This is a genomic window from Variovorax durovernensis (assembly GCF_977011995.1).
Genome location: NZ_CDRNCW010000002.1, coordinates 721,687 through 746,901, shown reverse-complemented (window position 1 = coordinate 746,901; position 25,215 = coordinate 721,687). Strand labels below are relative to the sequence as shown.

The following is a 25,215-nucleotide window of genomic DNA, read 5'->3' as shown; positions in this document are numbered from 1 at the left end:
TGCGATGAATGACTTGCATCCGCCCGAGCTGGCCCGGCGGGTGCTGCGCGAACAAGTGGCCGCGGTCCATGCCAACGCGCCAGCAGCCTATCTCGCGGACTTGCTCACGGCGCAGTCGCTGGGCATCGGCCTGTTCGTGGCTACATGGCGCTGGCAAGTCCTGCTGTGGATGGCGCTGCACCTGGCATTGACACTGCGGCGCGCCTACAGGCGCTATCAGCGCAGCCCTGATGCGGCCGCACATCCCGAGTACTGGGCACGCTTCAACGCGCGCAACGTGCTGCTGCGCTCCTGCGTCTGGGGCCTGGCGCCCTGGCTATGCGTTCCACCAGGGCCGCACCTGGGGCTCTGGGTCATGGTCATCGTGATGATGATGGGCGGCTGCGCCGGCGGCGCACTGTCGCTGGCGGTTCTCAAGCGAAACATTCCACGCTTCATCGTGCCCAGCATGGCGAGCCTGACCTTGGCGCTGGCCTGGCGCGGCGACAGCATGCACCTTTTCCTGGCAACCGGCTGCCTGCTGTACATGTGCGTAATGATCATGTTCGCATTGCAGCATCACCGGCTGCTGACCGCGTCTTTGACCATGCGTTTCGAAAAGGAGGCGCTGGCCGAGCAACTGAGCCATCAGATTGCCGCAACCCAGCGTGCCAGCGAGGAGAAGACGCGTTTTCTTGCCGCGGCAAGCCACGATCTGCGCCAGCCTCTGCATGCCATCGCGTTGTTCGGGGCCGTCATCGAGAAGAAGCTTCAGGGCACCGAGGAATGGGACCATGCGGTGCGGTTGATGGATGCGGTCGGAACGCTCGGCGATTCGCTGGATATCCTGCTGGACATCTCGCGGCTGGATGCCGGCGAGGTGGCACCGCAGATTCGGCCCGTGGAGCTCAATCCGCTGTTCCTCGCGCTCAACAATGTGTTCGTGGCGCAGGCGGCCGACCGCGATCTGCAACTGCGGCTGCGTGCCACGCCTTGCTGGGTGCTGAGCGATCCGCAACTGCTGCAGCGGCTGCTGTCCAATCTCGTGGACAACGCGCTCAAGTACACGACGCGTGGCGGCGTGGTGGTTGCCGCCCGTGCACGCGGGCCGCTGGTGTGGATCGACATCCGCGACACCGGCATCGGCATCGCGGACGAGCACCTCGGCCGCATCTTCGACGAGTTCTACCAGATCGGTAATCCGGGGCGCGATCGAGCGAAGGGATTGGGCATCGGCCTGTCCATCGTGCAGCGGCTCTCGCGCTTGCTGGCGCACCCGTTGCAGGTGCGCTCGCGCCTGCATCGCGGCAGTCGCTTTCGGCTGGTGCTTCCGGCGGTGTCGGCCTTGGGTGCAGCGCCGCTTGCCGCGCGCCCGGGCGCCGCCTCGCCATTGCCGCAGCGTGTGCTCGTCATCGATGACGAAGCCGCGATCCGCCAAGCCGTCACAGGGCTGCTGCAGGCCCACGGCGTGACCATCGACGCGGTGGCCGGCGAGGCCGAAGCCGAGGCCGTGCTGGTGCAAGCCACACAAGAAAGAGCCCCCGTCGAAGTGCTCTTGTGCGACGTGCGGCTGGCCGACGGTGCCGATGGACTGGCCGCGGCGCAGCGGCTGCGCGCGCGCTTCGGTCCAGGTTTGCAGGTGCTGCTGATCACCGGAGAAACCGCGCCGCAGCGGCAACGGGAGATGCTCGACTCAGGATTGCAGGTGCTGCTCAAGCCGGTGGCCGCCGACAGGCTTCTGCAGGTGCTTTCATCGCTGCCTCGACTCGATACGACGTACGCTTGAGTTCAATCTGAGCACCTTTTTTTCGGTGCCTGGCGATGACCTTCGACACTGGATTGCAGGTGTCGCCTTCCATACCGTGTGGACCTTCTCATTCACCTCGATCGAAAGAAGGAAGGACCATCATGAATACCAGTCGTACCGTTTCCCGTGCATGGCGCGCCCCCGCCGCGTTGCTGATGATGAATCTCGTGCTCGCGGCATGCGGCGGTGGTGGGGGCGGAGGCGGCGGTTTCCCCGGCCTCGCTGTCGCTCCAGCACCAGCACCTGCCCCTCAGGGAACGCTGACGCCGGCACCGACGCCGGAAGACACCACGCTCTCCATCACGACGCAGCCATCGGATACCACCATTGGCCAGGGCGTGGCCGCCACGTTGAAGGTACAGGCCGTGCACGCCACGGCCTACCAATGGCAGCGCAGTGTGGACGGCGGCGCCAACTGGGCCGATGTCTCCGGCGCCACCGCCGACAGCTTCACCACGGGCGCCAGTCAACTGGCCGACAGCGGACAGCAACTGCGCGTGCGTGTGACGGGCGCGGACGGCAGCATGAACAGCAATGCCGCCACGCTGACGGTCAAGCCCTGGGTCTCCAACGTGATGGCGACCACGGGGGTGGCCTACGGTCGTCCCTATCAACTCGCACTGGATGGCAGCGGCGCGAACCTCTATGTGGCCATGGGAGGAAATGGTTCGGTCTACAGGATCGACACGGCCAGCGGCAACGGCGCGGAAGTAACGCCGGGGACGACCATGAACACGCCGTTCGGCCTGGCACTGGCAGCCGATGGCACCCTGTACGTGAGCGACCAGCATCGCATCAACAAGATCGCCGCCAGCGCGACGACATACAGCACATGGGTGGGCAGCACTACCAGCGGGTACGCCGACAGCCCGGCCGCCGCGATGTTCAACAACCCCGCGAGTATTGCGCTGGACGGCGCAGGCAACCTGTTCGTGGCAGACACGGAAAACAAGCGCGTGCGCAAGGTCGCGGCCAACGGCACCGTGAGCACGCTCGCGGGCGACGGCACGCAGGCCTATCTCGACGGCGTCGGCACGGCTGCCCAGATGTCGCGCCCGCAGGGCCTGGCGCTCAGCCGCGACGGCAAGACGCTGTATGACACGGACACCGACAGTCCATGCCTGCGCAAGATCGATGTGGCCAGCGCCACGGTGAGCACGCTGCTGGGCGATTGCGCCAACGGCAACGCCGGCGCCGGTGTGGTCGACGGAACGGCCGCCACGCCGGCCAAGCTCGGCTACGCCTACGGCGTGACGGTGGATGCGAACGACAACGTGTTCCTGACTCAGGCCTGGGATGGCGTGGCGCGCGTGGTCACGCCTGGCGGTGAGATCAGCACGCTGCGGGACAGCACCGGCACGGCGCTGACTTTCAATTTCCCGATCGGCGTGGCGGTGGCAGGCGACGGAACCGTCTACGTGGCCGCATCCAACGGCAACAAGATCTTCAAGCTCACGCTGGCGCCCTGAGCGGCCATGGCCGGGCCGTGGATCCCGGACGGTCCGGCGCAAGGCAGGCTCAGTGCGCCTCGGTCAGCTGGTCGAGGATCGCCGGGTTCTCCAGCGTGGACACGTCCTGTGCGATCGCCTCGCCCTTGGCCACCGAGCGCAGCAGGCGGCGCATGATTTTTCCGCTGCGCGTCTTGGGCAGGTTGTCTGCGAAACGGATTTCCTTGGGCTTGGCGATGGGTCCGATCTCCTTGCCGATCCAGGAGCGCAACTCGGCGGCCAGGCGGTCCGCATCGGCACCCACGGGCCGCGGCTGCTTGAGCACCACGAAGGCGCAGATCGCCTCGCCCGTGGTGTCGTCGGGCCGGCCGACCACCGCAGCCTCGGCCACCAAAGCGGTGCAGGCCACGAGTGCCGACTCGATCTCCATCGTCCCCATGCGGTGGCCGCTGACGTTCAGCACGTCGTCGATGCGCCCGCCGATGGTGAAGTAGCCCGTGAGCGCGTCGCGCGCGGCACCGTCGCCCGCCAGGTAGTAGCCGCGAAGTTCGGGCGGGTAATAGCTCGCGCGGTAGCGTGCGTCGTCGCCCCAGACCGCGCGGATCATGCTGGGCCAGGGCTTCTTGATGACCAGCAGGCCGCTTTCTCCGTTGGGCACGTCGTTGCCGGTCTCATCGACGATGGCCGCCGCGATGCCCGGGAACGGCAGGGTGCAGGAGCCCGGCACCAGGTCGGTGGCCCCGGGCAGCGGCGTGATCATGTGGCCGCCGGTCTCGGTCTGCCACCAGGTGTCGAGCACCGGGCAGCGGCCGCCTCCCACGTGCTTGCGATACCACTCCCAAGCGGCCGGGTTGATCGGCTCGCCGACCGAACCGAGCACGCGCAAGCTGCGCAGGTCGTAGCGGTCGGGGTGAACCAACGGGTTGCCTTCGGCGGCCTTGATGAGCGAGCGGATGGCGGTGGGCGCGGTGTAGAAGACCGTGACGTGGTGCCGCTCGATCATCTGCCAGAAGCGCCCGGCATCGGGGAATGTGGGCACGCCCTCGAACACCACCTCCGTGGCGCCGATGGCCAGCGGCCCGTAGGCGATGTAGGTGTGGCCCGTGACCCAGCCGATGTCGGCGGTGCACCAGAACACATCGTCGTCGTGGATGTCGAAGGTCCACTTCGTCGTGAGCGCCGCGTGCAGCAGGTAGCCGCCCGTGCTGTGCTGCACGCCCTTGGGCTTGCCGGTTGAGCCCGAGGTGTAGAGCAGGAAGAGCGGGTGCTCGGAACCCACCCATTCGGGCTCGCAACTGTCGGCCTGCGCCTCGGTGATCTCGTGCATCCACAGGTCGCGCGGCGTCCATGCGATGGGCTCGCCGGTGCGGCGGTAGACGATCACCGACGTCACGGCCTCGCAGCCGCCCAGCGCAAGCGCCTCGTCCACCAGCGCCTTGAGCGGAAGCTGCTTGCCGGCGCGCACCTGCTGGTCGGCGGTAATGACCACCGCGGCGCCGGTGTCCGCGATGCGGTCGCGCAGCGCATGCGCCGAGAAGCCGCCGAACACCACCGAGTGCACTGCCCCCAGCCGCGCGCAGGCCTGCATCGCCACCACTCCTTCGACCGACATCGGCATGTAGATGACCACGCGGTCGCCCTTCTTCACGCCGCGCGCCTTCAGCGCATTGGCCATGCGGCAGGTCTGCGCGAGCAGTTGCGCATAGGTGGTGCGGGTGACCTTGCCGTCGTCGGACTCGAAGACGATGGCCACCTTGTCGCCCTTGCCGGCATCCACCTGGCGGTCCAGGCAGTTCCACGACGCGTTGAGGGTGCCGTCCTCGAACCAGCGGAAGTAGGGCGCGTCGCTGCTGTCTAGCGTCGTGGTGAACGGCGTCTTCCAGCCTATGAATTCGCGCGCCAGGCGGCCCCAGTAGCCCTCGTGGTCGGCATCGGCTTCGGCCACCAGCGCGTCGTAGGCGGCGCGGCCGGCGATGTGGGCGGTGCGGGCGAGTGCTTCCGGCGGGGCGTAGGTCGGAAGGCGGGACGGGAGGTCGGGAGCGTTCATGTCTCGTGTCTTTCGTGGGGGTTGGCGGCATCACGCCGGCACGCCCCAGGCGTGAGCAGGCATGAAAGGGGTGCCTGCATCGTGACTCGCACCCGAGGAGAAAAGCTTGCGCCAGCGCAAGCTTTGAACCGTTGCCCTGCCCCCTAATGCGCTCACCCGCACCCCAGGAGACACCATGGAAGACGACCTCGTCGCGCGCATCGCCGCGCATCCCCAATACCGGCAGCTCAAGCATCGGCGCGACCGTTTCGGCTGGACGCTCGCGTTGCTGATGCTCTTCGTGTACTACGGCTTCGTCCTGCTCGTGGCCTTCGACAAGGAGTTCCTGGCCAGGCGCATGGGCGAAGGCGTGATGACGCTGGGCATGCCGATCGGCTTCGGCGTGATCGTCTTCACCATCGCGATCACCGCCTATTACGTACGGCGCGCCAACGCCGAGTTCGACGCGCTGTCCGACACCGTGGTCAGGGCCGTGCAAAAAGACGTGAACAAGGAAGTGAAGAAATGAAAGCCGGTCTCTCTTTCGCGCGCTCCACCGCCGCTTTCCTGGCGCTGTGCGCCGCCTCGCTGAGCGCTTTTTCTGCTGGCGCCGACCTGGGGCAGCTCCAGCAGCAGCCCACCAACTGGACCGCGATCGGCATGTTCGCGTTCTTCGTGGTGGGCACGCTGTTCATCACCAAGTGGGCCGCGGCGCGCACCCGCTCGGCGTCCGATTTCTACACGGCCGGCGGCGGCATCACGGGCTTCCAGAACGGGCTTGCGATTGCCGGCGACTACATGTCGGCGGCGTCTTTCCTGGGCATCTCGGCCGCGGTGATGGCCACGGGCTACGACGGGCTGATCTACTCCATCGGCTTTCTCGTCGGCTGGCCGGTCATTACCTTCCTGATGGCCGAGCGGCTGCGCAACCTCGGCAAGTTCACCTTCGCCGACGTGGCGGCCTTCCGCTTCAAGCAGACCCCGGTGCGCATCTTCGCGGCCTCGGGCACGCTGGTGGTGGTGGCGTTCTACCTGATCGCGCAGATGGTGGGCGCCGGTCAGCTCATCAAGCTGCTGTTCGGCCTCGACTACTGGATCGCCGTGGTCATCGTGGGCTCGCTCATGATGGTCTACGTGCTGTTCGGAGGCATGACGGCCACCACCTGGGTGCAGATCATCAAGGCCGGCCTGCTGCTGGGCGGCGCAAGCTTCATGGCGGTGTCGGTGCTGTGGCACTTCGGCTTCAGCCCGGAGGCGATGTTCGCCGGCGCGGTGAAGGTCAAGACCGACCTGGCGCTCAAGGACGGCAAGACCGCCCAGGTGGCAGCGAGCATCGGGCAGTCGATCATGGGGCCGGGCAACTTCGTGAAGGACCCGATCTCGGCCATCTCCTTCGGCATGGCGCTGATGTTCGGCACGGCCGGCCTGCCGCACATCCTGATGCGCTTCTTCACGGTGCCCAGCGCCAAGGAAGCGCGCAAGTCGGTCATGTGGGCCACGGGCTGGATCGGCTACTTCTACCTGCTGACCTTCATCATCGGCTTCGGCGCCATCACCTTCGTGCTGACCAACCCCGAGTTCCTCGACGCCAAAGGCGTGCTGCGGGGCGGCGGCAACATGGCGGCGGTCCACCTGGCCAATGCCGTGGGCGGCAATGTGTTCCTCGGCTTCATCTCGGCGGTGGCGTTCGCGACCATCCTTGCGGTGGTGGCGGGCCTCACGCTCTCGGGCGCCTCGGCCGTGTCGCACGACCTGTACGCCACCGTCATCAAGAAGGGCGATGCAGGCAGCGCGGCCGAGCTGCGGGTTTCCAAGATCACGACGCTGGCGCTCGGTGTGCTGGCGGTGCTCCTGGGCATCGTGTTCGAGAAGCAGAACATCGCCTTCATGGTCTCGCTGGCCTTCGCCATCGCGGCCTCGGCCAACTTCCCGGTGCTGTTCATGTCGGTGCTGTGGAAGGGCTGCACCACGCGCGGCGCGGTGATCGGCGGCTTCCTGGGGCTGGTGTCGTCCGTGGCGCTGACGGTGGTGTCGCCTTCTGTCTGGGAGGCCACCTTCGGCTACCCGGCGGGATCGGCGCCGTTCCCCTACACCTCGCCGTGCCTGTTCTCGATGAGCATCGCGTTCGCGGGCATCTGGCTGTTCTCGGTGCTGGACCGCAGCGCGCGCGCCCAGGTCGACCGGGGCGGCTTCCTCGCCCAGCAGGTGCGCTCGGAGACCGGCATCGGGGCGCATGGCGCGAGCGGGCACTGAACGAAAGAACCGAGCCCGCCCGCCGGCCACGGCCTTGCGCCGTGGTCAGTCCGCGCCTATCAGCACCTTCACGTGCGCCGCGGCGCTGCGGGCGAGGGCGCTGAGCGCATAGCCACCCTCCAGGCAGGAGATGACGCGGCCGTGGCAATGGCGCTGCGCCACGTCCATGATCTGCCGCGTGACCCAGGTGTAGTCTTTCTCCACCAGGCCGAGGTTGCCCATGTCGTCCTCCCGGTGGCCGTCGAAGCCCGCGGAAACGTAGACGAGCTGCGGCGCAAAGGCGTCGAGCGCCGGCAGCCAGCGCCCGGTGACGGCCGCGCGGAACGCGTCGCCGCCCGATCGCGCGGGCAGGCCCACGTTCACCATGCGCGTGCCGTTGTCGTCCTCGCCAGAGAAGGGGTAGATCCCCTTCTCGAAGATGGAACACATGAGCACGCGGTCGTCGCCCCGGAAGATGTCCGCGCTGCCGTTGCCGTGGTGCACGTCGAAGTCGATCAGGGCCACGCGCCGCAGGCCGTGCACGTCCAGCGCATGCCTGATGCCCACCGCCACGTTGTTGAAGAAGCAAAAGCCCATGGCCGCGCCGCGCTTGGCGTGGTGGCCGGGCGGGCGCACGTTGCAGAAGGCCGTGGGCGCCTTGCCCGCCAGCACCAGGTCGGTGGCCAGCACGGCGGCGCCCGCGGCGCGCATCGCGGCCCGCACGGTGTGCGGGTTCATGAGAGTGTCGGGGTCGACGAAGCGAAGGCCTTCGGAGGGGGCTTCGGCAATGAGTTCGCGCACGTACGACATCGTGTGCGCGCGTGCGAGCTGGGTGCGCGTGGCAAGCGGCGCATCGTACGGCGCCATGTAGTCGAGCAGGCCCGCGATCAGCAGCCGGTCATGGATGGCGGAGAGCCGCTCGGGGCACTCCGGATGGCCCGCGCCCATGTCGTGGCGCGCGCAGTCGGGATGGGTGATGTAGGCGCTGAGCATGCGGGTTCCTTCGAAGACCGGTGGGTACTCGCGGCAGGCCCGCTGTCGGCGCCGCCGGTCGGGCCGTGGCTACCGGATCTTCGGCACTCGCATCGCGTGCTGCGTTGCGCTGGATCAAGGCTGCGTTCTGTTGCCGCGAGACCATGGCGTCTTCTTCCTCCGTCATCGAACAGGAGAGTCCCATGCGTCTCATGCATTTCTCATCAGCAGGTGGCCGCCGCGTGGCGGGCCTGGCCGTGCTGGCGGCCCTCCCAGCCCTCGCGGCCCTGTACGGGAGTCCGCTGCGAGCCCAGACCCAGTCGCAGTCCCGCGGCGAGTTGCTCTACAACGCGAACTGCGTGGCGTGCCACAACGAAAAGATGCACTGGCGCGGCAGAAAATTGGTCAACGATTGGGACAGCCTCGCAGAGCAGGTGCGGCGCTGGCAGCAGGCATCCTCGCTGGGCTGGGGCGACGAAGACATCGTGGAGGTCTCCCGCTACCTCAACGATCGCTTCTACGGCTTCACGCCGGGGAACACGACGGGCTTGCTGAAGTCTTCAGCTCCAGCACCATCCGCCTCAGCCCCGATGTGGGTGGCTCTGCCGGATCGGCCTTGAAGCCCATCGCGGCCGAGAGCTTCAGCATGCGGCTGTTCTCGCGCAATACGAAGCCGACCAGGCGTTCGAGGCCGCGGCGGCGCGCATGTTCGATCAGGCGCTCGAAGAGCAGCGCGCCCAGTCCCTGGCCCTTGAGATCGGAGCGCACGATGATCGCGAACTCGGCCTCCACGTTGTCGGGGTCGCTCACCGTGCGGGCGACGCCCAGTGTCTCGGCATTGCCCTGCGCGTCGGTGGCCTCGGCGATGAAGGCCATTTCGCGGTCATAGTCGATCTGGGTCAGCCGGGCGAGCTCGCTGCGCGGCAGCTCCTTGCGCACGGAGAAGAAGCGCATGCGGGTGTCCTCCGCATCCAGCGACTCGAGAAAGCGCCGTTGCTGCGCCTCGTCCTCGGGACGTATCGGCCGGACCACGATGGCGCGGGCGTTCCAGGTCTGCGCGCGCACCCACTGCGCGGGGTAGGGAAGGATCGCGAAACGCTCGGCGCCACCCACCGGCGTGCGCGACAGCCGCACGCGGGCGTCCAGCGCCAGCGCGCCGTTCTCGTCGACCCACAGCGGGTTGATGTCCAGCTCGGCCAGTTGCGGCAGGTCGGCCAGCATCTGAGACACCGCAACGAGCACGTCGTACAGCGCGTCGACCTGGGCCGGCGGATGGTCGCGAAATCCACCCAGAAGGCGGGCCACGCGTGTGCGCGACACCAGTTCATGCGCCAGCGCGCGGTTCAGCGGCGGCAGCGCGATGGCCGTGTCGCCGATGACCTCGACCGCGGTGCCGCCCTGGCCGCAGAGGATCACCGGCCCGAAAACACGGTCGATGCTGGCGCCGACGATGATCTCCTGCGCATGCGGTCGATGCACCGTGCGCTGCACGGTGAAGCCGTCGATCCGCGCCAGCGGCCGGGCGCTTCGCACCGCATCGAGCATCTCGCGGGCGGCCTGTGCCAGGGCGGCTTCATCGCAAATACCGAGCCGCACCCCGCCCACGTCCGACTTGTGGGTGATGTCGCGCGACAGTATCTTGAGCGCCACCGGATAGCCAACCCCGCGCGCGGCCTCGATGGCCGCCTGCACTGTCGCGGCCACCGCCAGCGTGGGCACGGTCTCGATGCCGTAGGCCTGCAGCAGCGCCTTGGCTTCCTGTTCGCCCAGCCACTCGCGCCCCTCGGCCAGTGCCGCATCCAGCGCCGTGCGTACCGTGAGGCCGTCGGGCACCGGATTGCGGCTGGCGCTTGGCGTCTCCATGAGGATCTCCTGGTTGCGCCGGTAGGTCTGCAGCATCGCGAAGGCGTGCACCGCCTCTTCCGGCGTCGCGTAGTCGGCCACGCCGGCGTCCTCGAACAGCTTGCGCGCCTGCGCGACCCCGTTGTCGCCGAGCCAGGCGCTCATCACGCGCGAAGTGTGGCTGCGCACCAGCGGCAGGCAGGCACGCGCGATGTCCTCGCTGCGCACGATGGCCGTCGGCGCGTGCATGAAGAGCACCGCGCCCGCCGAGTCGGCGGCCAGCAGCGCCGAGAGCGTTTCGGCATAGCGTTCGACCGGCGCGTCGCCGATGATGTCCACCGGGTTGGCATGCGACCAGTTCGCGGGCAGCAGTGCATCGAGGCGAGCCAGCAGTTGCGCGCCGGGCTCGGCCAGCATGACGCCCTCGCGGGCAGCCGCGTCGGCGGCCATCACGCCGGCGCCGCCGCCGTTGGTCATGACGGTGAGCGTGCCGTGCCTGTTGCCACGAAAGCACGAAAGCGTTTCGGCGGCGATGAACAGCTCCTGCAGTGTGTCGACGCGCAGCATGCCGGCGCGGCGGATGGCCGCGTCGTGGACCATGTCCGAACCCGCCAGCGCGCCCGTGTGCGAGGCGGCCGCCTTCACGCCGTTGCCCGCGCGCCCGGCCTTCACCACGATCACCGGCTTGTTGCGCGCGGCCGCGCGTGCGGCCGACATGAACTTGCGCGGCGATTCGATGGACTCCACGTACAACAGGATCGAGCGTGTGCGCGCATCGCTGGCCAGGTGGTCGAGCAGGTCGCCGAAGTCGACGTCGCAATGGTCGCCCAGCGAGATCAGGTGCGACAGCCCCACGCCGCGACTGCGTGTCCAGTCGAGCACGGCCGTGACCAGCGCACCCGACTGCGAGACGAAGGCCACGTCGCCCGCCAGCGCATCGGTGTGCGCGAAGCTGGCGTTCAGGCCGATGTGAGGGCTCAGGAGCCCCAGGCAGTTCGGGCCGAGCAGCCGCAGCGTGAAGGGGCGTGCCGCCTCCAGCGCGGCCTGCTTCTGCTGCGCGCTCAACCCCGCAGTGACGACCACCACCGCGCGCGTGCCGAGCGCGCCCAGTTCGGCGACCAGCGGCGCCACGGTGGCAGGCGGCGTGCAGATCAGCGCGAGGTCCGGCGCGGCAGGCAGATGTGCGGTATCGGGAAAGATCGGCACGCCGTCCAGCGATGCATGCTTGGGATTCACGCCGTACACCGGCCCCGCGAAGCTGCCGGCGCGCAGGTTGCGCCAGACCGTGGCGCCGACGCTGCCGGGCCGGCCGGAAGCGCCGAACACGGCGACGGAGGCCGGCGACAGCAGGCGGTCGAGATGGCGAATGCTCAAGGAAGGCTCCGGAGTGGTCGGCCATGGTGCGGGGCGGTGCCGGTTCGTGGCTTGATGCATGTCAAGCCGCCGCGCCGGTGCGGGCGCAAGCTGCAAGCTCGAAGGAGCCTTCATGCACCGCCATTTCCCTGAAGCCGCGCCCATGCCGCCGACGTTTGATCCATGGCAGGCGTACGTGGTCGCGGCCGAGGTGTCGATGGCCACGCAGGCTGCTGCCGAATCGCTTGCCGCGCTGCGCGCGCAGCGGCTTGCGGCGCTCCTGGCGGGTGCGGCCGCGCGCTCGCCGCGGTACCGGCGTCTGCTGGCAGGCTGCGATCCGGCCACCGTGCGGCTCGAAGACCTGCCGGTGTCGCACAAGGCGGAGCTGATGCGCGATTTCGAAGGCTGGGTGGCCGATCCGGCGCTTTCGTTGCAGACACTGCGCGGCTTCGTCGCCGACCCCACGAAGATCGCGACGGCCTTCATGGGCCGCTACACCGTGTGGGAGAGCTCGGGCAGCACGGGAGAGCCAGCCATCTTCGTGCAGGATGCGCACGCGATGGCGGTATACGACGCGCTCGAGGCACTGCGCCGCCCCTTGCTGCGGCCGCTGGACCGCCTGCTCGATCCGTGGAGCCTGACCGAACGCATTGCTTTCGTCGGCGCGACCGACGGGCATTTCGCAAGCACGGTATCGGTCGAGCGGCTGCGGCGCCTGCAGCCGGGCCTCTCGGAGCGCCTGCGCGGCATCTCCTTCCTGCAGCCGCTGGACAGGCTGTGCGCCGAACTCGATGCATTCGCCCCCACGGTGGTGGCGACCTATCCCAGCGCCGCGGTGCTGCTCGCGCAGGAGCGGCGCGCCGGCCGGCTCAAGGCGGCGCCGCGCGAGGTCTGGACCGGTGGCGAGACACTGTCGGCCGCCAGCCGTGCGTTCGTGCGCGGCGCATTCGGCTGCCCGGTGGCCAACAGCTATGGCGCCTCGGAGTTCCTCTCGCTCGCTTTCGAATGTCCGCTCGGCGTGATGCACCTCAACAGCGACTGGGCGATCCTCGAGCCTGTCGATGCGCACGGCCGCGCCGTGCCGCGAGGCCATGCCGGCACGACGACCTTGCTCACCAACCTGGCGAACCACCTGCAGCCCTTGATCCGCTACGACCTGGGCGACCGGGTCACGCTGCTGGACGCGGACTGCCAATGCGGTTCGCACCTGCCGGCCATCGAGGTGCAGGGACGCGACGACGACACGCTGCGCCTGGCGGGCACCGGCGGTATGCCGGCGGTGAAGGTGCTGCCGCTGGCGGTGAGCACGGTGCTCGAGGAAGAGGCCGGCCTGTTCGACTTCCAGCTGGTACAGCAGGGGCCGCGCGACCTGCTGCTGAAGTCCTGCGCGAAGGATGCGCAGGCCGCACAGACCCTGTGCAAGGGGCGCGAAGTGCTCGGAGCCTTTCTCGAGGCGCAGGGCGCGCGGGGCATCCGCATCCATTGCCGCAGCGGCGAAGGCGCGCATTGCGGGCGCAGCGGCAAGACCCGGCGGGTGATCTCGCTCTGAATGTCGGTCTACCCGCCCATCAGTGCGTCATCCAGACCGGAATCGTGGCCGATTCCAGCACCGTGCGGGTGGCGCCGCCGAGCACGAGCTCGCGCGCGCGGCTGTGCCCGTAGGCGCCCATGACGATGAGCCCTGCGCCGACCTGCGCCGCCAGCGATAGCAGCGCCTCGCCGGTGTGCCTGTTGTCTTCCAGGGGCCGATGCCCATGCGTCTGCCCGATGCCGTGAAGGCGCAGATAGTCCCGCAGCCGGGATATCGGCAGCAAGGGATCGTCGCCGTCCACCGAGGCCACCAGATGGACTTCCTTCGCCGACTGCAGCATGGGCAGGGCGGTGGTGAGCGCATGGGCGGACTCGCGTGTCGGGCGCCAGGCGACCAGCACCTTGTCCGGCGCCGGCGAGATCCGCCCGCTGAAGGGAACGATCAGCGCCGGCTTGCCGCTGCCGAGCAGGACGGACTCGACGAAGTCGCCGGGCACGTCGAAGCCGGCCGCGTCCCTGGGATTGCGTTGCCCGAGCACCATGAGGTCGCAGGTGAGCGCGCTGCGCACGAAGCTCTCGATGACCGGTTCACCGCGCAGTTCGCGCCAGTCGCTGCGATTGGCGTTGTCCTGCAGAAGCCGCTCGAACATGGCGGCGGCGTGGGCGCGGTGGTCGCGGTCTACCTCGCCGGCCATCGGCATGGGCGGCATGCCGCCCATCATCGGCAGCACCGCCAGCACGCTGGGGGACACCGCGAAGAGCGCGGTCAACGCCGACTCGTGCAGGGCCGCCATCCGGTGCGCGAGCCGCAGCCGAGCCTCGGCGCGGTCGGTGCCATCCAGATGGACGAGGATCGAACGGATCGCGTTCATCTCAGGCTCCTTGCGGGGCGGACATGGGGCCGGGCTCCTCATCGGCCAAGGGTCGCGCCGGCGATGCGTCGCCGGTGCAGAGCCAGCGGCAGATGGTGTCGCCGCCGAATCTCAAGGGCCCGCGCTCGTGCAGGAAACCCCCGGCGATGTCGCCGTGCGCGTCCAGCGGAACGCCGGCGGCCCGCAGCAGGGCAGTGCGCTCCGATTCCGTGGTCCCGAAGGGAATTCGCACGGTGATGTCGGGTATCCGGAAGTGACGTGCCATGGTTTTCCTCATGTATGCGCCCGCCGGTCGTGCCGGTCTCTTGCCGCGCGATGTGATGAATTCGGGGCGACTCTAGGAGGTCGCCCGGCCCGGCGACTTGCGCTGGATCAAGGCGCGGCGAGCGCTCAGGCGCCCACGAGCCAGACGGCGGCGACGCATGCGCAGGCCAGGCTCGCCACGAGCGCGGCGGCCACGCGCAGTGCGTAGATCCTGCCGCCGGCTGCCACGGCCACCACGCAGCGCGTGAGCGTGTTGGTTGCGACAGCCACCAGCACGCCCCGGATGAAATGCTCCGTCGACAGCGTGCCGGCCGCTTGCAGCGAGGCGAGCGAGGCGATGGGCGCATGCGCATCGACCAGTGCGGCGAGCGCGATGCTGATCTGCAGCCCCGTATTGCCGAAGTGCCGCTGCGCCGTGCCCACCAGCAGCGCGACGAGCGCCAGAGCCAGTGCAACCATGAGCGCTTCGCGCGGATGCAGCGCGCTTCCGGCGCTGGCGGGCACTTCCGGCGCGACGGCCGGCGGGTGCGACAGAAGCGGCAACAGACCCACCGCCGCCGCGCCTCCGGCACCGGCCAATGCCACAGGCAGCAAGGCGACTGCCGCCTGCGGAGACAGCGCGGTAGTCATCACCAGGGCCAGCACCCAGGTAGCAACCGCGGACAAGGCCGCGGCGCTGGCCAGCAGGCCGGTGTGCAGCGGCTGCTCGCGTGCGCGGTTGCCGAACGCGACGATGGTGGCCGTGCTCGACACGAAGCCGGAAGCCAGGCCCGCGCCCAGCATGCCGCTGCGCACGCCGAGCCAACGCACCGCAGCCTGTCCCGCAGCCTGTACCCCCATGATCAGCAACACCATCGCGGCCAGCGGCCGGGGCGCGATGCCGCCGAGCATCTCGATGGGGCCGGAAGGAATGAGCGGCAGCGCGATCAGGGCCAGCGCCGCCAGCAGGACGCCGTCGTGCAACTCCTGCTCGCTGAGCAACTGGGTTGCGAACCGGTGCAGCCTGCGGCGCGTCGCCAGCAGCAGCGTCAGGCCGGTCCCGCACGCCGCGCCCAGCGACGGATCGATGGCGCACAGCACGCCGATCAGATAGGTGGTGAACAGGGCGAGCTCGGTGGTCATGCCGGGGTCTTGCGATCGGCTCCGCCAGTGCGACACCGCCGCCAGCGTGGCGACGAACGCTGCCCCGATGGGAACGAGCGTCGGCACGGGCAGGATCTGCGCGACCGCACCGGTCAGCGCCGCGATGGCGAAGGTGCGCAATCCGGCGGCCGCGCGCCGGTCGCCGTCGCCCTTTCGGCGCTCGCGCTCGATCCCGACCATGACGCCGATGCCCAGTGCCACGGCCAGCCCGGCGATCGCAGCCGATGGACTGAAGGTGTTCATCCGCCCAGTGTCCTCCCGGGCGGCACCGCGTCAAGGCGCGCAAGCCATCGGCCCGGCGCTTGATCGCGCGGGCTTGATTTTTCTCAAGCCGCAGGGCCGTGCCGGACGGGAGGATGGGTCAATTTCCCACCTCGAAGCTCCCTGGCATGAAAGCACTCCTCGAACATCGCGATCACTCCCTCGCGCGGGTTCGCAAGCCGCATGTCGGCAGCCTGCTGATCGTCGGCCTGACGCTCGCATTCGCGCTTGCCCATATCGCCGATGCGCAGGTGGCCGGTGCCGTTCGGCTGGACACCACGACGACAGAGACGGAGCAAGTGGTCGCGGGATGGAGCGCGAAGCAGAGCATCCTCGGGCGGCCCGTGTACAACGCGTCCGGGGACAGGCTGGGCAAGGTGCGCGACCTGATCGTCGGCCGGGAACAGCGCGTGACTTTCCTGCTCGTCGACACGGGCGGCAACCTGAGAACGGGCGAGCACCTCGTCACGGTACCGGCGGCGCAGCTGCAGGTGCACGCAGGCCGTCTCGTGCTGCCCGATGCCGAGCGCCGGGCGCTGGCCTCGCAGCCCGCCTTCGTCTACGCGCCGATCACCCGCACGCAGAGTTCCATCGTCGAGCGGGCGCAGCGGGATGTCGACAGGGCGCGGCAGGCCGTCGCCCGGCTCGAGCGCATGGGCGCACAGAGCAGCGGGCAGGCCAGGGTCGACCTGGACCGGCGCATCCTCGCGCTGCGGCAGAGCCAGAAAGAGGTGGAGGACAGGGTGGCCGAAATGGACACCGCCGGGGCGGCGCAATGGCAGGCCGTGGAGGCCGAGGTCGGCCGGGCTTCCGCACGCCTGCGCAGCGCGATCCGCGACGCCGGGGCCTGACGGGCATCCGCGCGTTGCTTGATGCGCATCAAGCGAACCCGCCGGCGAGTTCCTAGGATGGCCGCTGGCTCTTGGAGACACCACATGCCCAGCGATGCTTTTTCGACGACCCCGAGAACTCCCGCGCCCTTCGGCGGCGACTATTTTCAATCCATCATGAACTGGCAACTGGCCGTGAGCAAAAGCATGCTACACGCGCAGCGTGAGCAATGGGAAATGCTGGTGGCCTGGCAGCGCTCGATCGGCGCCGCCCAGCGCGAGATGACGGATCTGTGGATCTGCCGTTTCGGCGGCGGCGTACCGCTCGACGGCTAGGCGCACATGCGACCGGCCGCATTCCATGATGCCCTCTCTCCCCCTGCGCAACATGCTCGAAGGCATCGGCCAGCGCGCCGCCGCATGCTTTGCCGTCTTGATGCCCGACGGCAGCCGCGCGAGATCGGGCTCCTGCCGGCCTGGATCTGCCCGGTGCCCGTGCCCGACCCGACCGCCTGCTTCGCGCTGTACCCGATCAGCGGGGTTCCGGCCACGGCGATTGCGCTGGCCGGACCGACTCGTAGAAGCGGGCAATCTGCAGCACGCCCAGGTCGTCGAACCGGCGGCCTGCAATCTGCAGGCCGATGGGCAGGCCGCTGCGGGCGTAGCCGCAATTGATCGACGCCGCGGGCTGCTCGGACTGGTTGAACACCGAGGTGAAGTGGGAGTCTTTCAGAGGATTCTCCGGTCCGCTGTTGATGGCCTCCGCCGCGAACGGCAGCACGGGCGACACCGGCGACAGCACGTAGTCGTATGGCTGCGTGGCTGCCACGGTCGCGGCGCGCAGCGCCTGCATGCGGGTGAAGGCGCGGAAGGTTTCCTCGGGCGTGAGCGAGCCTGCGAACTCGCCTGCGGCGTGGATGTAGTCCGCCGCCAGCCTGGCGCGCTCGACCGGCATGGCCGCCAGGTCGACGCGGCAGCGCATGGTGAAGAAGTGCGCCATGCCCATGCGCATGTCCAGCGTGGTCCAGTCGGACAGGGGCTCCACGATGGCGCCGGCCTGCTCGAAGACGCGCGCCGCCGCCAGCACCGCGTCTTTCACTTCAGGATCGATCGGCCAGCCGCCCGCGGTGTCGGTCCACAGGCCGATGCGCAGGCCCCGTACGTCGCGGCCCAGATGTTCCCAGTCGATGTCCTGTGCCGGCAGGCTCATGTAGTCGCGCGGATCGGGGCGAGACACGACCTTCATCAGCAGTGCGGCATCGGCCACGGTGCGCGTCATGGGACCGATCACGCGCGCGGCGGCCGGCGGATCGACCGGAATGCGCCCGTGGCTGGGCTTGAGCCCGAACACGCCGCAGAAGTTGGCGGGAATGCGCACCGAGCCGCCGATGTCCGTGCCCAGGTGCAAGGGGCCGTAGCCCGCGGCGGCCGCGGCGCCCGCACCGGAGCTGGAGCCGCCCGTGTTCCTGCTCAGGTCCCAGGGGTTGCGCGTGAGCGCATGGAAGCTCGAAGGGGCCGCGCCCAGGAAGCCGAAGTCCGGCATCGTGGTCTTGGTGACGATGACCGCGCCCGCTTCGCGCAGGCGCGCGGCCGCTGGCGCATCCGCCGCGGCGGGCGACAGCACCGTGGCGGCGCTGCCGACCGGAGTCGGCGTGCCGCGCGTGGCGATGTTTTCCTTGAGCGTGACGGGCACGCCGTCGAGTTCGCCTTGCGGCGCGCCCTGGTTCCATCGCGCTTCCGAGGCCCGGGCCGAGGCCAGCGCGGCTTCGGCATCCAGCGCGTAGGTGGCGTGGATGCTCGGCTCCCAGCGCTCGATGCGCGCCAGCACGGACTTCGTCACGTCGACGGGCGAGAGAGTGCGGGCGCGATAGTGTTCCAGCAGTTGGACGGCGCTCAGGGCGTACAGGGGTGTTTCCATGGTGTGTTTCTTTTTCGGGTCGGAGATGTTGATCGGGGCCAGTGGCTGGTGCGCGCGCATCAGCCCTGCCCGAACGCGTAGCCCTGACCAGGGGCCGCGGCCAACAGGGAGCGGGTGTAGGCCTCGCGCGGCGACAGCAGCACGTCGTGCGCCGTGCCTTGTTCGACGATGCGGCCCTTGTGCATGACGATCAGCCGGTCGCAGATCTGGCTGGCCACGCGCAGGTCGTGCGTGATGAAGAGGATGCCGATGGACAGGCGCTGCTGGATTTCCGCGAGCAGCTTGAGGATCTGGTCCTGCACCGAGACGTCGAGCGCCGACACGGCCTCGTCGGCAATCAGCACCTGGGGTTCGCAGGCCAGCGCACGCGCGATGCACAGGCGCTGTCGCTGGCCGCCGGAGAACTCGCTCGGATAGCGATGCAGCACCTCGGGCTTCAGCCGCACCAGGTCCATCAGTTCCTCGGCGCGCTTCCAGGCCTTCTCGGGAGAAAGGCCGAAGTTCACCGGCCCCTCGACGATCGACTGCCCGACCGTGCGGCGCGGATTCAGCGAACGGTTCGGGTCCTGGAACACCACCTGCACCATGCGCCTGAATGCCGAGAGTCGAGCACGCTGCGTGTGCTGCGCCTCGATGTGAGGCACCCAGACTTCGCCGCCGGTCGGTTCGATCAGGCGCGCAATGCAGCGCGCAACGGTGGATTTGCCCGAACCTGACTCGCCCACGATGCCCACGGTTTCGCCGGCATGCAGCTTGAGCGACACATCGGTGGCCGCATGCACCGTGCGGCGCTTGCCCGGCCACGATCCGGAGCGATAGGTCTTGGTCACGCCGCGCGCATCGAGCAGGGGCGGCGCGTCCGCGAGGGGAGGGCGCGGGGCGGGCTCCAGCCGCGGCACCGCGTCGAGCAGCATGCGCGTGTAGGGCTCCTTCGGGCGGCGCAGCACGTCGTCCTTCGGGCCGCTTTCGACCTGCCGGCCCAGTTGCATCACCACGACATGGTCCGCAATGTCCGCGACCACGCCGAAATCGTGCGTGATGAACAGCACCGCCGTTGCGTTCTCCTGCTGCATCTCGCGAATGAGCGAGAGGATCTCGGCCTGCGTGGTCACGTCCAGCGCGGTGGTGGGTTCGTCGCAGATCAGCAGCGCGGGACGCAGGATCAGCGCGATGGCGATCACGATGCGCTGCCTTTGTCCGCCCGACAGCTGGTGCGGGTAGGCGTCGTAGATGCGTTCGGGCTCCGGCAGCTTGACGCGCGCGAAGATGGCCAGCACCTTCTGCCGGCGCTCGGAGGCGCCGAGCCCGGTGTGCTCGGCCAGTATTTCGTCGACCTGCGCACCGCAGCGCATCACCGGGTTCAGCGCCGTCATGGGTTCCTGGAACACCATCGCCATGCGTGCGCCGCGCCACGCGCGCAGCTGCGCGGCATCGGCCGTGAGGATGCTCTCGCCCAGAACCTCGATGCGTCCGCCCGAAGGCACCAGCGAAGCGGGCAGCAGCCCCATCACGGCCTGGGCGATCACCGATTTGCCGGAACCCGACTCGCCCAGCAGGCACACGACCTGGCCGGGCATCACGTCGAAGGAAACGGCGTGAACGGCATGCGGCCGGTCCGCGCCCTCGGGCAGGTCGATGCACAGGTCGCGCACGACCAGGCAGGCCGATCCGGCTGCGGAGGAGGTGGTGGTGGAAAGCGTGCGTGCCATGGTCAGCTCCCGCGCTTGTTGAACTTGGGGTCGAGCGCGTCGCGCAGGCCGTCGCCGAGCATGTTCACCGCCAGCACCGTGAGCGCGAGGAAGGCGCCCGGCAGCAGCACGGTCGAAGGATGCGACGTGAAATACGCGCGGCCTTCGGACATGATGTTTCCCCACGTCGGCACGTCGGAGGGCAGCCCGATGCCGAGGAAGGACATGACCGCTTCCGCCAGCATCGCAGCCGCGCAGACGAAGGTGCCCTGGACGATCAGCGGAGCCACCGTGTTGGGAAGGATGTGGCGCAGCATCAGCTTCCAGGCGGGCGTGTCCAGCGCAATGGCGGCCTCGACATACGGCTCTTCGCGCACCGACAGGACGACCGAGCGCACCAGCCTTGCCACGCGCGGCGTTTCCGGCACGGTGATGGCCAGGATCACCGTGAACAGGCTCGGCCGCCAGACCGCGACCAGCACGATGGCGAACAGGATGCCCGGGATCGCCATCATCCCGTCCATGACGCGCATGATCACGCCGTCGAAGCGGCGGAAGTAACCCGCGATCATGCCCACCAGCATTCCCAGCACGATCGAGCCCAGTGCGACCGCCACCCCGACCGACAGCGAGATGCGCGCGCCGTAGGCCGTGCGGCTCCAGATGTCGCGGCCCATGCTGTCAGTGCCCATCGGGAAGAAACGCTCGAAGCTGTCTCCGGCCAGCGTCGTGAATTCGGCATGCGCGCCCGGCGACAGGTGCGAGCTGGCCGGGTCCATGGCGTTGGGGTCGATGGTGTAGAGCCAGGGGGCCGCGACCGCCAGCACCACCATGAGGAACAGGAGCACGCTGCCCGTGCGCACGGCACCATTCGAGAAGACGCGGCGCAGCAGGGATGGCTTGCGACGGCGGAGTTCCGCCGTCGTCGAGTCCATCGGTATGGAAATCGAATTCATGGAAAGGGTCTCCAAGAGAAGATGGCCGCGCGTCAGTAGCGGATGCGTGGATCGAGCAGCAGGTAGCTCAGGTCCACCAGCAGGTTGACGACGACATAGACGAGCGAGAAGAACAGGGTGATGCCCTGGATGAGGGGGTAGTCGCGCGAGAGCACCGCGTCCACCGTCAGCTGGCCCAGGCCCGGTATGGCGTAGATCGTCTCGGTCACCACCACGCCGCCGATCAGGCCGGCCACGCTCAGGCCGACGATGGTGGCGATCGGCACGGCCGCATTCGCGAGGGCGTGGCGAATCAGCATGCGCCACTCGGAGATGCCCTTGGCACGCGCGGTGCGCACATAGTCTTCGGTCAGCGCTTCGGAAACCGCCGCCCGCGTGACCCGTGCGATCAGCGCGGCATACATCACGGCCAGCGTGACGCACGGCAGCACCAGGTTGCGCAGCCATGGGCCGACGCCTTCGGCGATGCGGCTGTAGCCCTGCGACGGCAGCCAGCCCAGCTGCATCGAGAACAGCCAGATCATCAGGTAGCCCGCGACGAACACCGGCACGGAGAAGCCGAGCACCGAGGCGCTCATGATGAAGCGGTCGAGCCGGCCGCCGCGCCGCGAGGCCGCCAGCACACCCAGCGGCACCGCGATCAGCACGGTGAGCACGACGGTCACCGCAGCCACGGACAGCGTGGGCTCCAGCCGCTGCCCGATCAGCTGGGTCACGCTCATCTTGTAGAAGTAGGAGTAGCCCAGGTCGCCGCGCAGAACGTGGCCCAGCCAACCGAAGAACTGGCTGATGACCGGTGCGTCCAGGCCGAGCTGTGCGCGGATGCGTTCGACGTCCTGCACGGTGGCGCCGTCGCCCGCGATGGCCGCCGCCGGATCGCCGGGCGTCATGCGCAGCAGGAGGAAGACGATGACGGCCACGATCAGGAGCACGGGCGCCGTGGCCAGGCCGCGCCGCAACAGGAAGTTGAGCATGTAAGAGGGTCTCGTTCGAGCGGTTGAACAGCCGATGCAGGTAATGCGGGCAAAGCAAATCCCCGACCGGTCGCAACGGGTGCGACCGGCCAAGCGACTCGATGAAGAAGTGGAGGGCCGCGCCTACTGCTTGCGCACGTTCCAGTACAGGACGGCGGGCGAGGGCAGCAGGCCGCTGACCACGCCGCGGCGTACCGCCGTGGGCGCCTTGCCTTCGCCCAGCGGGGCGATCACACCGCCTTCGAGCACGCGCAGCTGGATCTGCGCCGCGATGTCCTTGCGTTGCGCGATGTCGGCGGTTTCGATGAAGCGTGTCTTCAGCTTTTCCAGCTCGGGATCGACCGGCCAGCCGAAGTAGCCCTGGTCGCCGTTGCCGGTCAACGGGCTGTAGGTGATGGGGCTGCTGGCGTCCACGCCGCCCCAGAAGGTGATGAAGGCGTTCCAGCCGCCGTTCTCCGGCAGGTCTTTCTTGGTGCGCCGGGTCACGAGCGTGGCCCAGTCGGTGGTCTGCACGTCGACGTTGAAGCCGACCTGCTTGAGCAACTGTCCGTAGATCGCAGGCAGCTTGTTCAATGCGGGCGAGTCACCCGGCAGCATGATGACGACGGGCTTGCCGTCGTAGCCCGACTCCTTCAGCAGCTTGCGGGCCTCCTCGAACTGCGGCTTGCCGGTGAAGAAGCCGGTCTTGTCGCTCGCATACATCGAGCCGCACAGGTAGATCGAGGCGCAGGGCTTGTAGAAGTCGCGAAAGACGGCCTGCGCGCGCAGCATGGCTTCCTGGTTGATGGCGAGCATGGCCGCCTTCAGCGCCTTCGGGTTGTTGAAGGGCGCGACCTTGTGGTTGTAGATCACGGTGAACGGGCCGGCGGGCATCACGTCCACCAGTTCGATCTTCTGGTTGGTGCGCATGTCGGTGTAGCCGGACGAGGGCACGGTCTCGAGCATGTCGACCTCGCCGTTGAGCAGGGCGTTGACCTGCGTCTGCGGGTCGCGCAGCAGCACCCATTCCACGCGGTCCACGTTCACCACCTTGCCGCCCGCCAGGCCCGAAGGGGCTTCCTTGCGCGGCACGTAGGCGGTGTTCTTGCGGTAGATCACGCGGTCGCCGGGGCGGAAATCTTCCTTGGCGAGCGTGAAGGGACCGGAGCCGATCATCTCTTCGATCTGCTTGTCGGCGGGGGTGTCGGCCACGCGCTTGGGCATGATGAAAGGCACCAGCGGATTGGGCTTGCCCAGCGCGTCGAGCACCACGCCGAAGGGCTGCTTGAAGTTCATGCGGAAGGCGTTCGGGCCTTCCGCGGTGATGTTGTCCATGGCCTCGTACATCTTCTGGCCGAGCGTGTCGCGCTTGGCCCAGCGCGCGAGCGATGCGATCACGTCCTGCGAGGTGACGGGCGCGCCGTCATGGAACTTCAGGCCGGGGCGCAGCGTGAAGGTCCAGACCTTGTTGTCGGGACTGGCGGTGTACTTGTCCACCATCTGCGGCTTGATCACGCCCTTTTCGTCCATGCCGAAGAGGGTGTCGTAGATCATGAAGCCGTGGTTGCGCGTGATGTTGGCGGTGGTCCAGATCGGGTCGAGGATCTTCAGGTCCGACGAGGGCACGGTGCGCAGCACGGTGTCCGCGCCGGCCGCGGCCGAGATCGTCAGGGCCAGTGCCGACAGGGTGACCGCGAACGCGCGGCGCAGCGAGAGTGGAGTTGCCATGAAGCCTTACTTCTTTCGAGGAGTGCCAGAGGGAGGGGTGGAGGATTCCGAAGATTTGCTTTCGCGCAACTGGGCCAGCAGAAACTCGAAGACATCGCGCGAACCCGCTTCCGCGTCGATGATCTTGTTGAGGATGCGGCGCAGGGTGTCGATCTCGGACGCACTGAGGCAGTCGAGGAAGCGCGCTTCCATTTCCCGCCCGATGGGCTCTGCCTGCAGCACGAGGTCGATGCCGGCCTGCGTCAGGTACATGTGGATCTGCCGGGCGTCCTCGCTGCCGATCTGGCGCTGCACCAGCTGGCGCTGGACCAGCGCGCTGATCAGTTTGGAGACCAGCGTTTTCTCGATCGCGCAGGCCTGCACCAATTGCCCCATCGTGATACCGGGCGAGCCGCCGATGGCGCGCAGGAGCCGGATGTCGCGCAGCGACAGGCCGGTCTCGATCTCGTAGACACGCGAACCGCGATCGCGCGTGCGCTCGGTGGCCATGTCGAGCAGGACGTTGATGTAGTCGGTCTTGAGCTGGAGCGGTGCGTGCATGGCGATTTGAGAGAAACCTTCAATAGTTGAAATATTCAACTATCTTGCCGGCCTATGCAAGCTTCAAGCCAGCTCGCAAGGGAAATCCCCTATGAGAGCGATTCCCCGCGCAGAACCGGAATGCAAGAGGGAAGCACTCGCCCTCGAGCCAAGGGCGATTGCCTTTCCTGGTGCACTCGCCGCACCGAGGATGTGCTGGCCGAGCTTCACGACATGCTTTCGCGCTGGCTGTTCAACCACATTCGTCACGAAGACGGTGCATATGTCCCCGCCGTGAAAGCGCATCTGCAAGTCACCGAGTCGACGGCGGAAAGGATCGTCAAGGCACAGGTAAGAAAGGAATTGGGACAGGGAAGGACTGGCGGCCAGATCAAGCAGGGTTGGCTGAAGAGATTGTTCGCTGGGTGACCATGCTGACGGAAACCGCCCGTGCACCTGCAAGGTTTGCAGATGGCCAACGCGCCAGGTGGCCTGATACTCGTGGTGGACAAGCATTGCATCGGCGGATTGCCCGGCAGCCCGACGGCACTGATCGTGGTGCGACTCAGATGCCGCTGATCACCGCATCGAGCGCGGCCACGAAATCGTTCGCCTGCGGCCGCAAGCTGCCCTGGACGGGACCCAGATCCTTGACCCGAAAGGGTGCAGCCAGATGCGGCAATGCCACCAGCGTCGATCCGTTCCAGCCGATGATCGGGCAAAGAGACCGCGGCATCGCCGCCGGCATGTGGGCACGCAGTGCCAGCGGTATCACGAGGCGAGTCGGGAGCTTGTCGAGGATGTCACTCTGGATGTCCACCATCCAGGGGATTTCTCCGCGCTGGGTCTTGGACGGATTGGCATAGACGTCGAACTGGGCCATCGCGCGATCCC

The 25,215-nt window shown here is 68.2% G+C and carries 22 protein-coding genes; 9 read left to right on the top strand and 13 right to left on the bottom strand.

Annotation, left to right across the window (positions count from 1 at the left end; all coding sequences use genetic code 11):
* The first annotated feature begins 4 nt into the window (after positions 1-4).
* Positions 5-1,765, top strand: coding sequence for an ATP-binding protein (locus tag ACWV14_RS35500; protein ID WP_454912873.1), 1,761 nt, complete (start codon positions 5-7; stop codon positions 1,763-1,765).
* 122 nt (positions 1,766-1,887) lie between these two features.
* Positions 1,888-3,255 carry a hypothetical protein gene (locus ACWV14_RS35495; RefSeq protein ID WP_454908513.1) on the top strand — a complete coding sequence of 456 codons (1,368 nt, stop codon included), beginning with the start codon at positions 1,888-1,890 and terminating at the stop codon, positions 3,253-3,255.
* Positions 3,256-3,304: 49 nt separating this feature from the next.
* On the opposite strand, the gene acs is transcribed toward ACWV14_RS35495, so the two are convergent.
* A complete protein-coding gene (gene acs / locus ACWV14_RS35490; RefSeq protein ID WP_454908512.1) occupies positions 3,305-5,281 on the bottom strand; it encodes an acetate--CoA ligase in 1,977 nt (658 codons plus the stop codon).
* A gap of 175 nt (positions 5,282-5,456) precedes the next feature.
* Between acs and ACWV14_RS35485 the strand changes: the two genes are divergently transcribed.
* Both ACWV14_RS35485 and ACWV14_RS35480 read left to right on the top strand, forming a co-directional pair.
* Complete coding sequence (locus ACWV14_RS35485; protein ID WP_454908511.1) at positions 5,457-5,789, top strand: DUF485 domain-containing protein; 333 nt, start codon at positions 5,457-5,459, stop codon at positions 5,787-5,789.
* Positions 5,786-7,513, top strand: a complete 1,728-nt coding sequence (locus tag ACWV14_RS35480) for a cation acetate symporter (protein WP_454908510.1) — start codon at positions 5,786-5,788, stop codon at positions 7,511-7,513. Before ACWV14_RS35485 ends, ACWV14_RS35480 begins: the two co-directional genes overlap by 4 nt.
* 45 nt (positions 7,514-7,558) lie before the next feature.
* Here the strand turns inward: ACWV14_RS35480 and ACWV14_RS35475 are convergent, their stop codons facing one another.
* Positions 7,559-8,485: a histone deacetylase family protein gene (locus ACWV14_RS35475; protein ID WP_454908509.1), complete on the bottom strand. Its 927-nt coding sequence runs from the start codon at positions 8,483-8,485 to the stop codon at positions 7,559-7,561.
* Positions 8,486-8,589: 104 nt separating this feature from the next.
* Here ACWV14_RS35475 and ACWV14_RS35470 point away from each other — a divergent pair, with 104 nt between their 5' ends.
* Entirely contained in the window at positions 8,590-9,084 is a 495-nt protein-coding gene (locus tag ACWV14_RS35470) for a c-type cytochrome (RefSeq protein WP_455240236.1), read from the top strand.
* Here the strand turns inward: ACWV14_RS35470 and ACWV14_RS35465 are convergent.
* Complete coding sequence (locus ACWV14_RS35465) at positions 8,990-11,680, bottom strand: bifunctional acetate--CoA ligase family protein/GNAT family N-acetyltransferase (RefSeq protein ID WP_454908507.1); 2,691 nt, start codon at positions 11,678-11,680, stop codon at positions 8,990-8,992. The two genes, ACWV14_RS35470 and ACWV14_RS35465, sit on opposite strands and share 95 nt — an antisense overlap.
* 112 nt (positions 11,681-11,792) lie before the next feature.
* Between ACWV14_RS35465 and ACWV14_RS35460 the strand changes: the two genes are divergently transcribed.
* Entirely contained in the window at positions 11,793-13,208 is a 1,416-nt protein-coding gene (locus ACWV14_RS35460; protein WP_454908506.1) for a phenylacetate--CoA ligase family protein, read from the top strand.
* Between the two features lie 19 nt (positions 13,209-13,227).
* On the opposite strand, the gene ACWV14_RS35455 is transcribed toward ACWV14_RS35460, so the two are convergent.
* The 3 genes from ACWV14_RS35455 to ACWV14_RS35445 all read right to left on the bottom strand — a co-directional run bounded on the left by ACWV14_RS35455 (position 13,228) and on the right by ACWV14_RS35445 (position 15,711).
* Positions 13,228-14,061, bottom strand: a complete 834-nt coding sequence (locus tag ACWV14_RS35455) for a universal stress protein (RefSeq protein ID WP_454908505.1) — start codon at positions 14,059-14,061, stop codon at positions 13,228-13,230.
* Between the two features lies 1 nt (position 14,062).
* Positions 14,063-14,326 (bottom strand): hypothetical protein, encoded by a 264-nt coding sequence (locus tag ACWV14_RS35450; RefSeq protein WP_454908504.1) that lies wholly within the window; start codon positions 14,324-14,326, stop codon positions 14,063-14,065.
* A gap of 125 nt (positions 14,327-14,451) precedes the next feature.
* Positions 14,452-15,711, bottom strand: a complete 1,260-nt coding sequence (locus ACWV14_RS35445; protein WP_454908503.1) for an MgtC/SapB family protein — start codon at positions 15,709-15,711, stop codon at positions 14,452-14,454.
* 146 nt (positions 15,712-15,857) lie between these two features.
* On the opposite strand from ACWV14_RS35445, the gene ACWV14_RS35440 reads away from it, so the two are divergent.
* Entirely contained in the window at positions 15,858-16,580 is a 723-nt protein-coding gene (locus tag ACWV14_RS35440; protein WP_454908502.1) for a PRC-barrel domain-containing protein, read from the top strand.
* Positions 16,581-16,664: 84 nt separating this feature from the next.
* Positions 16,665-16,895, top strand: a complete 231-nt coding sequence (locus ACWV14_RS35435; protein ID WP_454908501.1) for a hypothetical protein — start codon at positions 16,665-16,667, stop codon at positions 16,893-16,895.
* Between the two features lie 196 nt (positions 16,896-17,091).
* Here ACWV14_RS35435 and ACWV14_RS35430 read toward each other — a convergent pair whose 3' ends face one another.
* From ACWV14_RS35430 to ACWV14_RS35405, 6 genes are all read right to left on the bottom strand, one after another.
* Positions 17,092-18,477 carry an amidase gene (locus ACWV14_RS35430; RefSeq protein ID WP_454908500.1) on the bottom strand — a complete coding sequence of 462 codons (1,386 nt, stop codon included), beginning with the start codon at positions 18,475-18,477 and terminating at the stop codon, positions 17,092-17,094.
* A 59-nt stretch (positions 18,478-18,536) separates the two neighbouring features.
* On the bottom strand, positions 18,537-20,186 hold the full coding sequence (locus ACWV14_RS35425) for a dipeptide ABC transporter ATP-binding protein (protein WP_454908499.1): 1,650 nt from the start codon (positions 20,184-20,186) through the stop codon (positions 18,537-18,539).
* Between the two features lie 2 nt (positions 20,187-20,188).
* Positions 20,189-21,121 carry an ABC transporter permease gene (locus ACWV14_RS35420; RefSeq protein ID WP_454908498.1) on the bottom strand — a complete coding sequence of 311 codons (933 nt, stop codon included), beginning with the start codon at positions 21,119-21,121 and terminating at the stop codon, positions 20,189-20,191.
* 32 nt (positions 21,122-21,153) lie between these two features.
* On the bottom strand, positions 21,154-22,095 hold the full coding sequence (locus ACWV14_RS35415) for an ABC transporter permease (protein ID WP_454908497.1): 942 nt from the start codon (positions 22,093-22,095) through the stop codon (positions 21,154-21,156).
* 123 nt (positions 22,096-22,218) lie between these two features.
* The gene (locus tag ACWV14_RS35410) at positions 22,219-23,802 is read right to left on the bottom strand and encodes an ABC transporter substrate-binding protein (protein ID WP_454908496.1); all 1,584 of its coding nucleotides are present in this window, start codon (positions 23,800-23,802) and stop codon (positions 22,219-22,221) included.
* 6 nt (positions 23,803-23,808) lie between these two features.
* Entirely contained in the window at positions 23,809-24,342 is a 534-nt protein-coding gene (locus ACWV14_RS35405; protein WP_454908495.1) for a MarR family winged helix-turn-helix transcriptional regulator, read from the bottom strand.
* A gap of 54 nt (positions 24,343-24,396) precedes the next feature.
* On the opposite strand from ACWV14_RS35405, the gene ACWV14_RS35400 reads away from it, so the two are divergent.
* On the top strand, positions 24,397-24,750 hold the full coding sequence (locus tag ACWV14_RS35400) for a hypothetical protein (RefSeq protein WP_454908494.1): 354 nt from the start codon (positions 24,397-24,399) through the stop codon (positions 24,748-24,750).
* A 136-nt stretch (positions 24,751-24,886) separates the two neighbouring features.
* On the opposite strand, the gene ACWV14_RS35395 is transcribed toward ACWV14_RS35400, so the two are convergent.
* Positions 24,887-25,204 carry a CcdB family protein gene (locus ACWV14_RS35395; protein ID WP_081267703.1) on the bottom strand — a complete coding sequence of 106 codons (318 nt, stop codon included), beginning with the start codon at positions 25,202-25,204 and terminating at the stop codon, positions 24,887-24,889.
* Between the last annotated feature and the right edge of the window lie 11 nt (positions 25,205-25,215).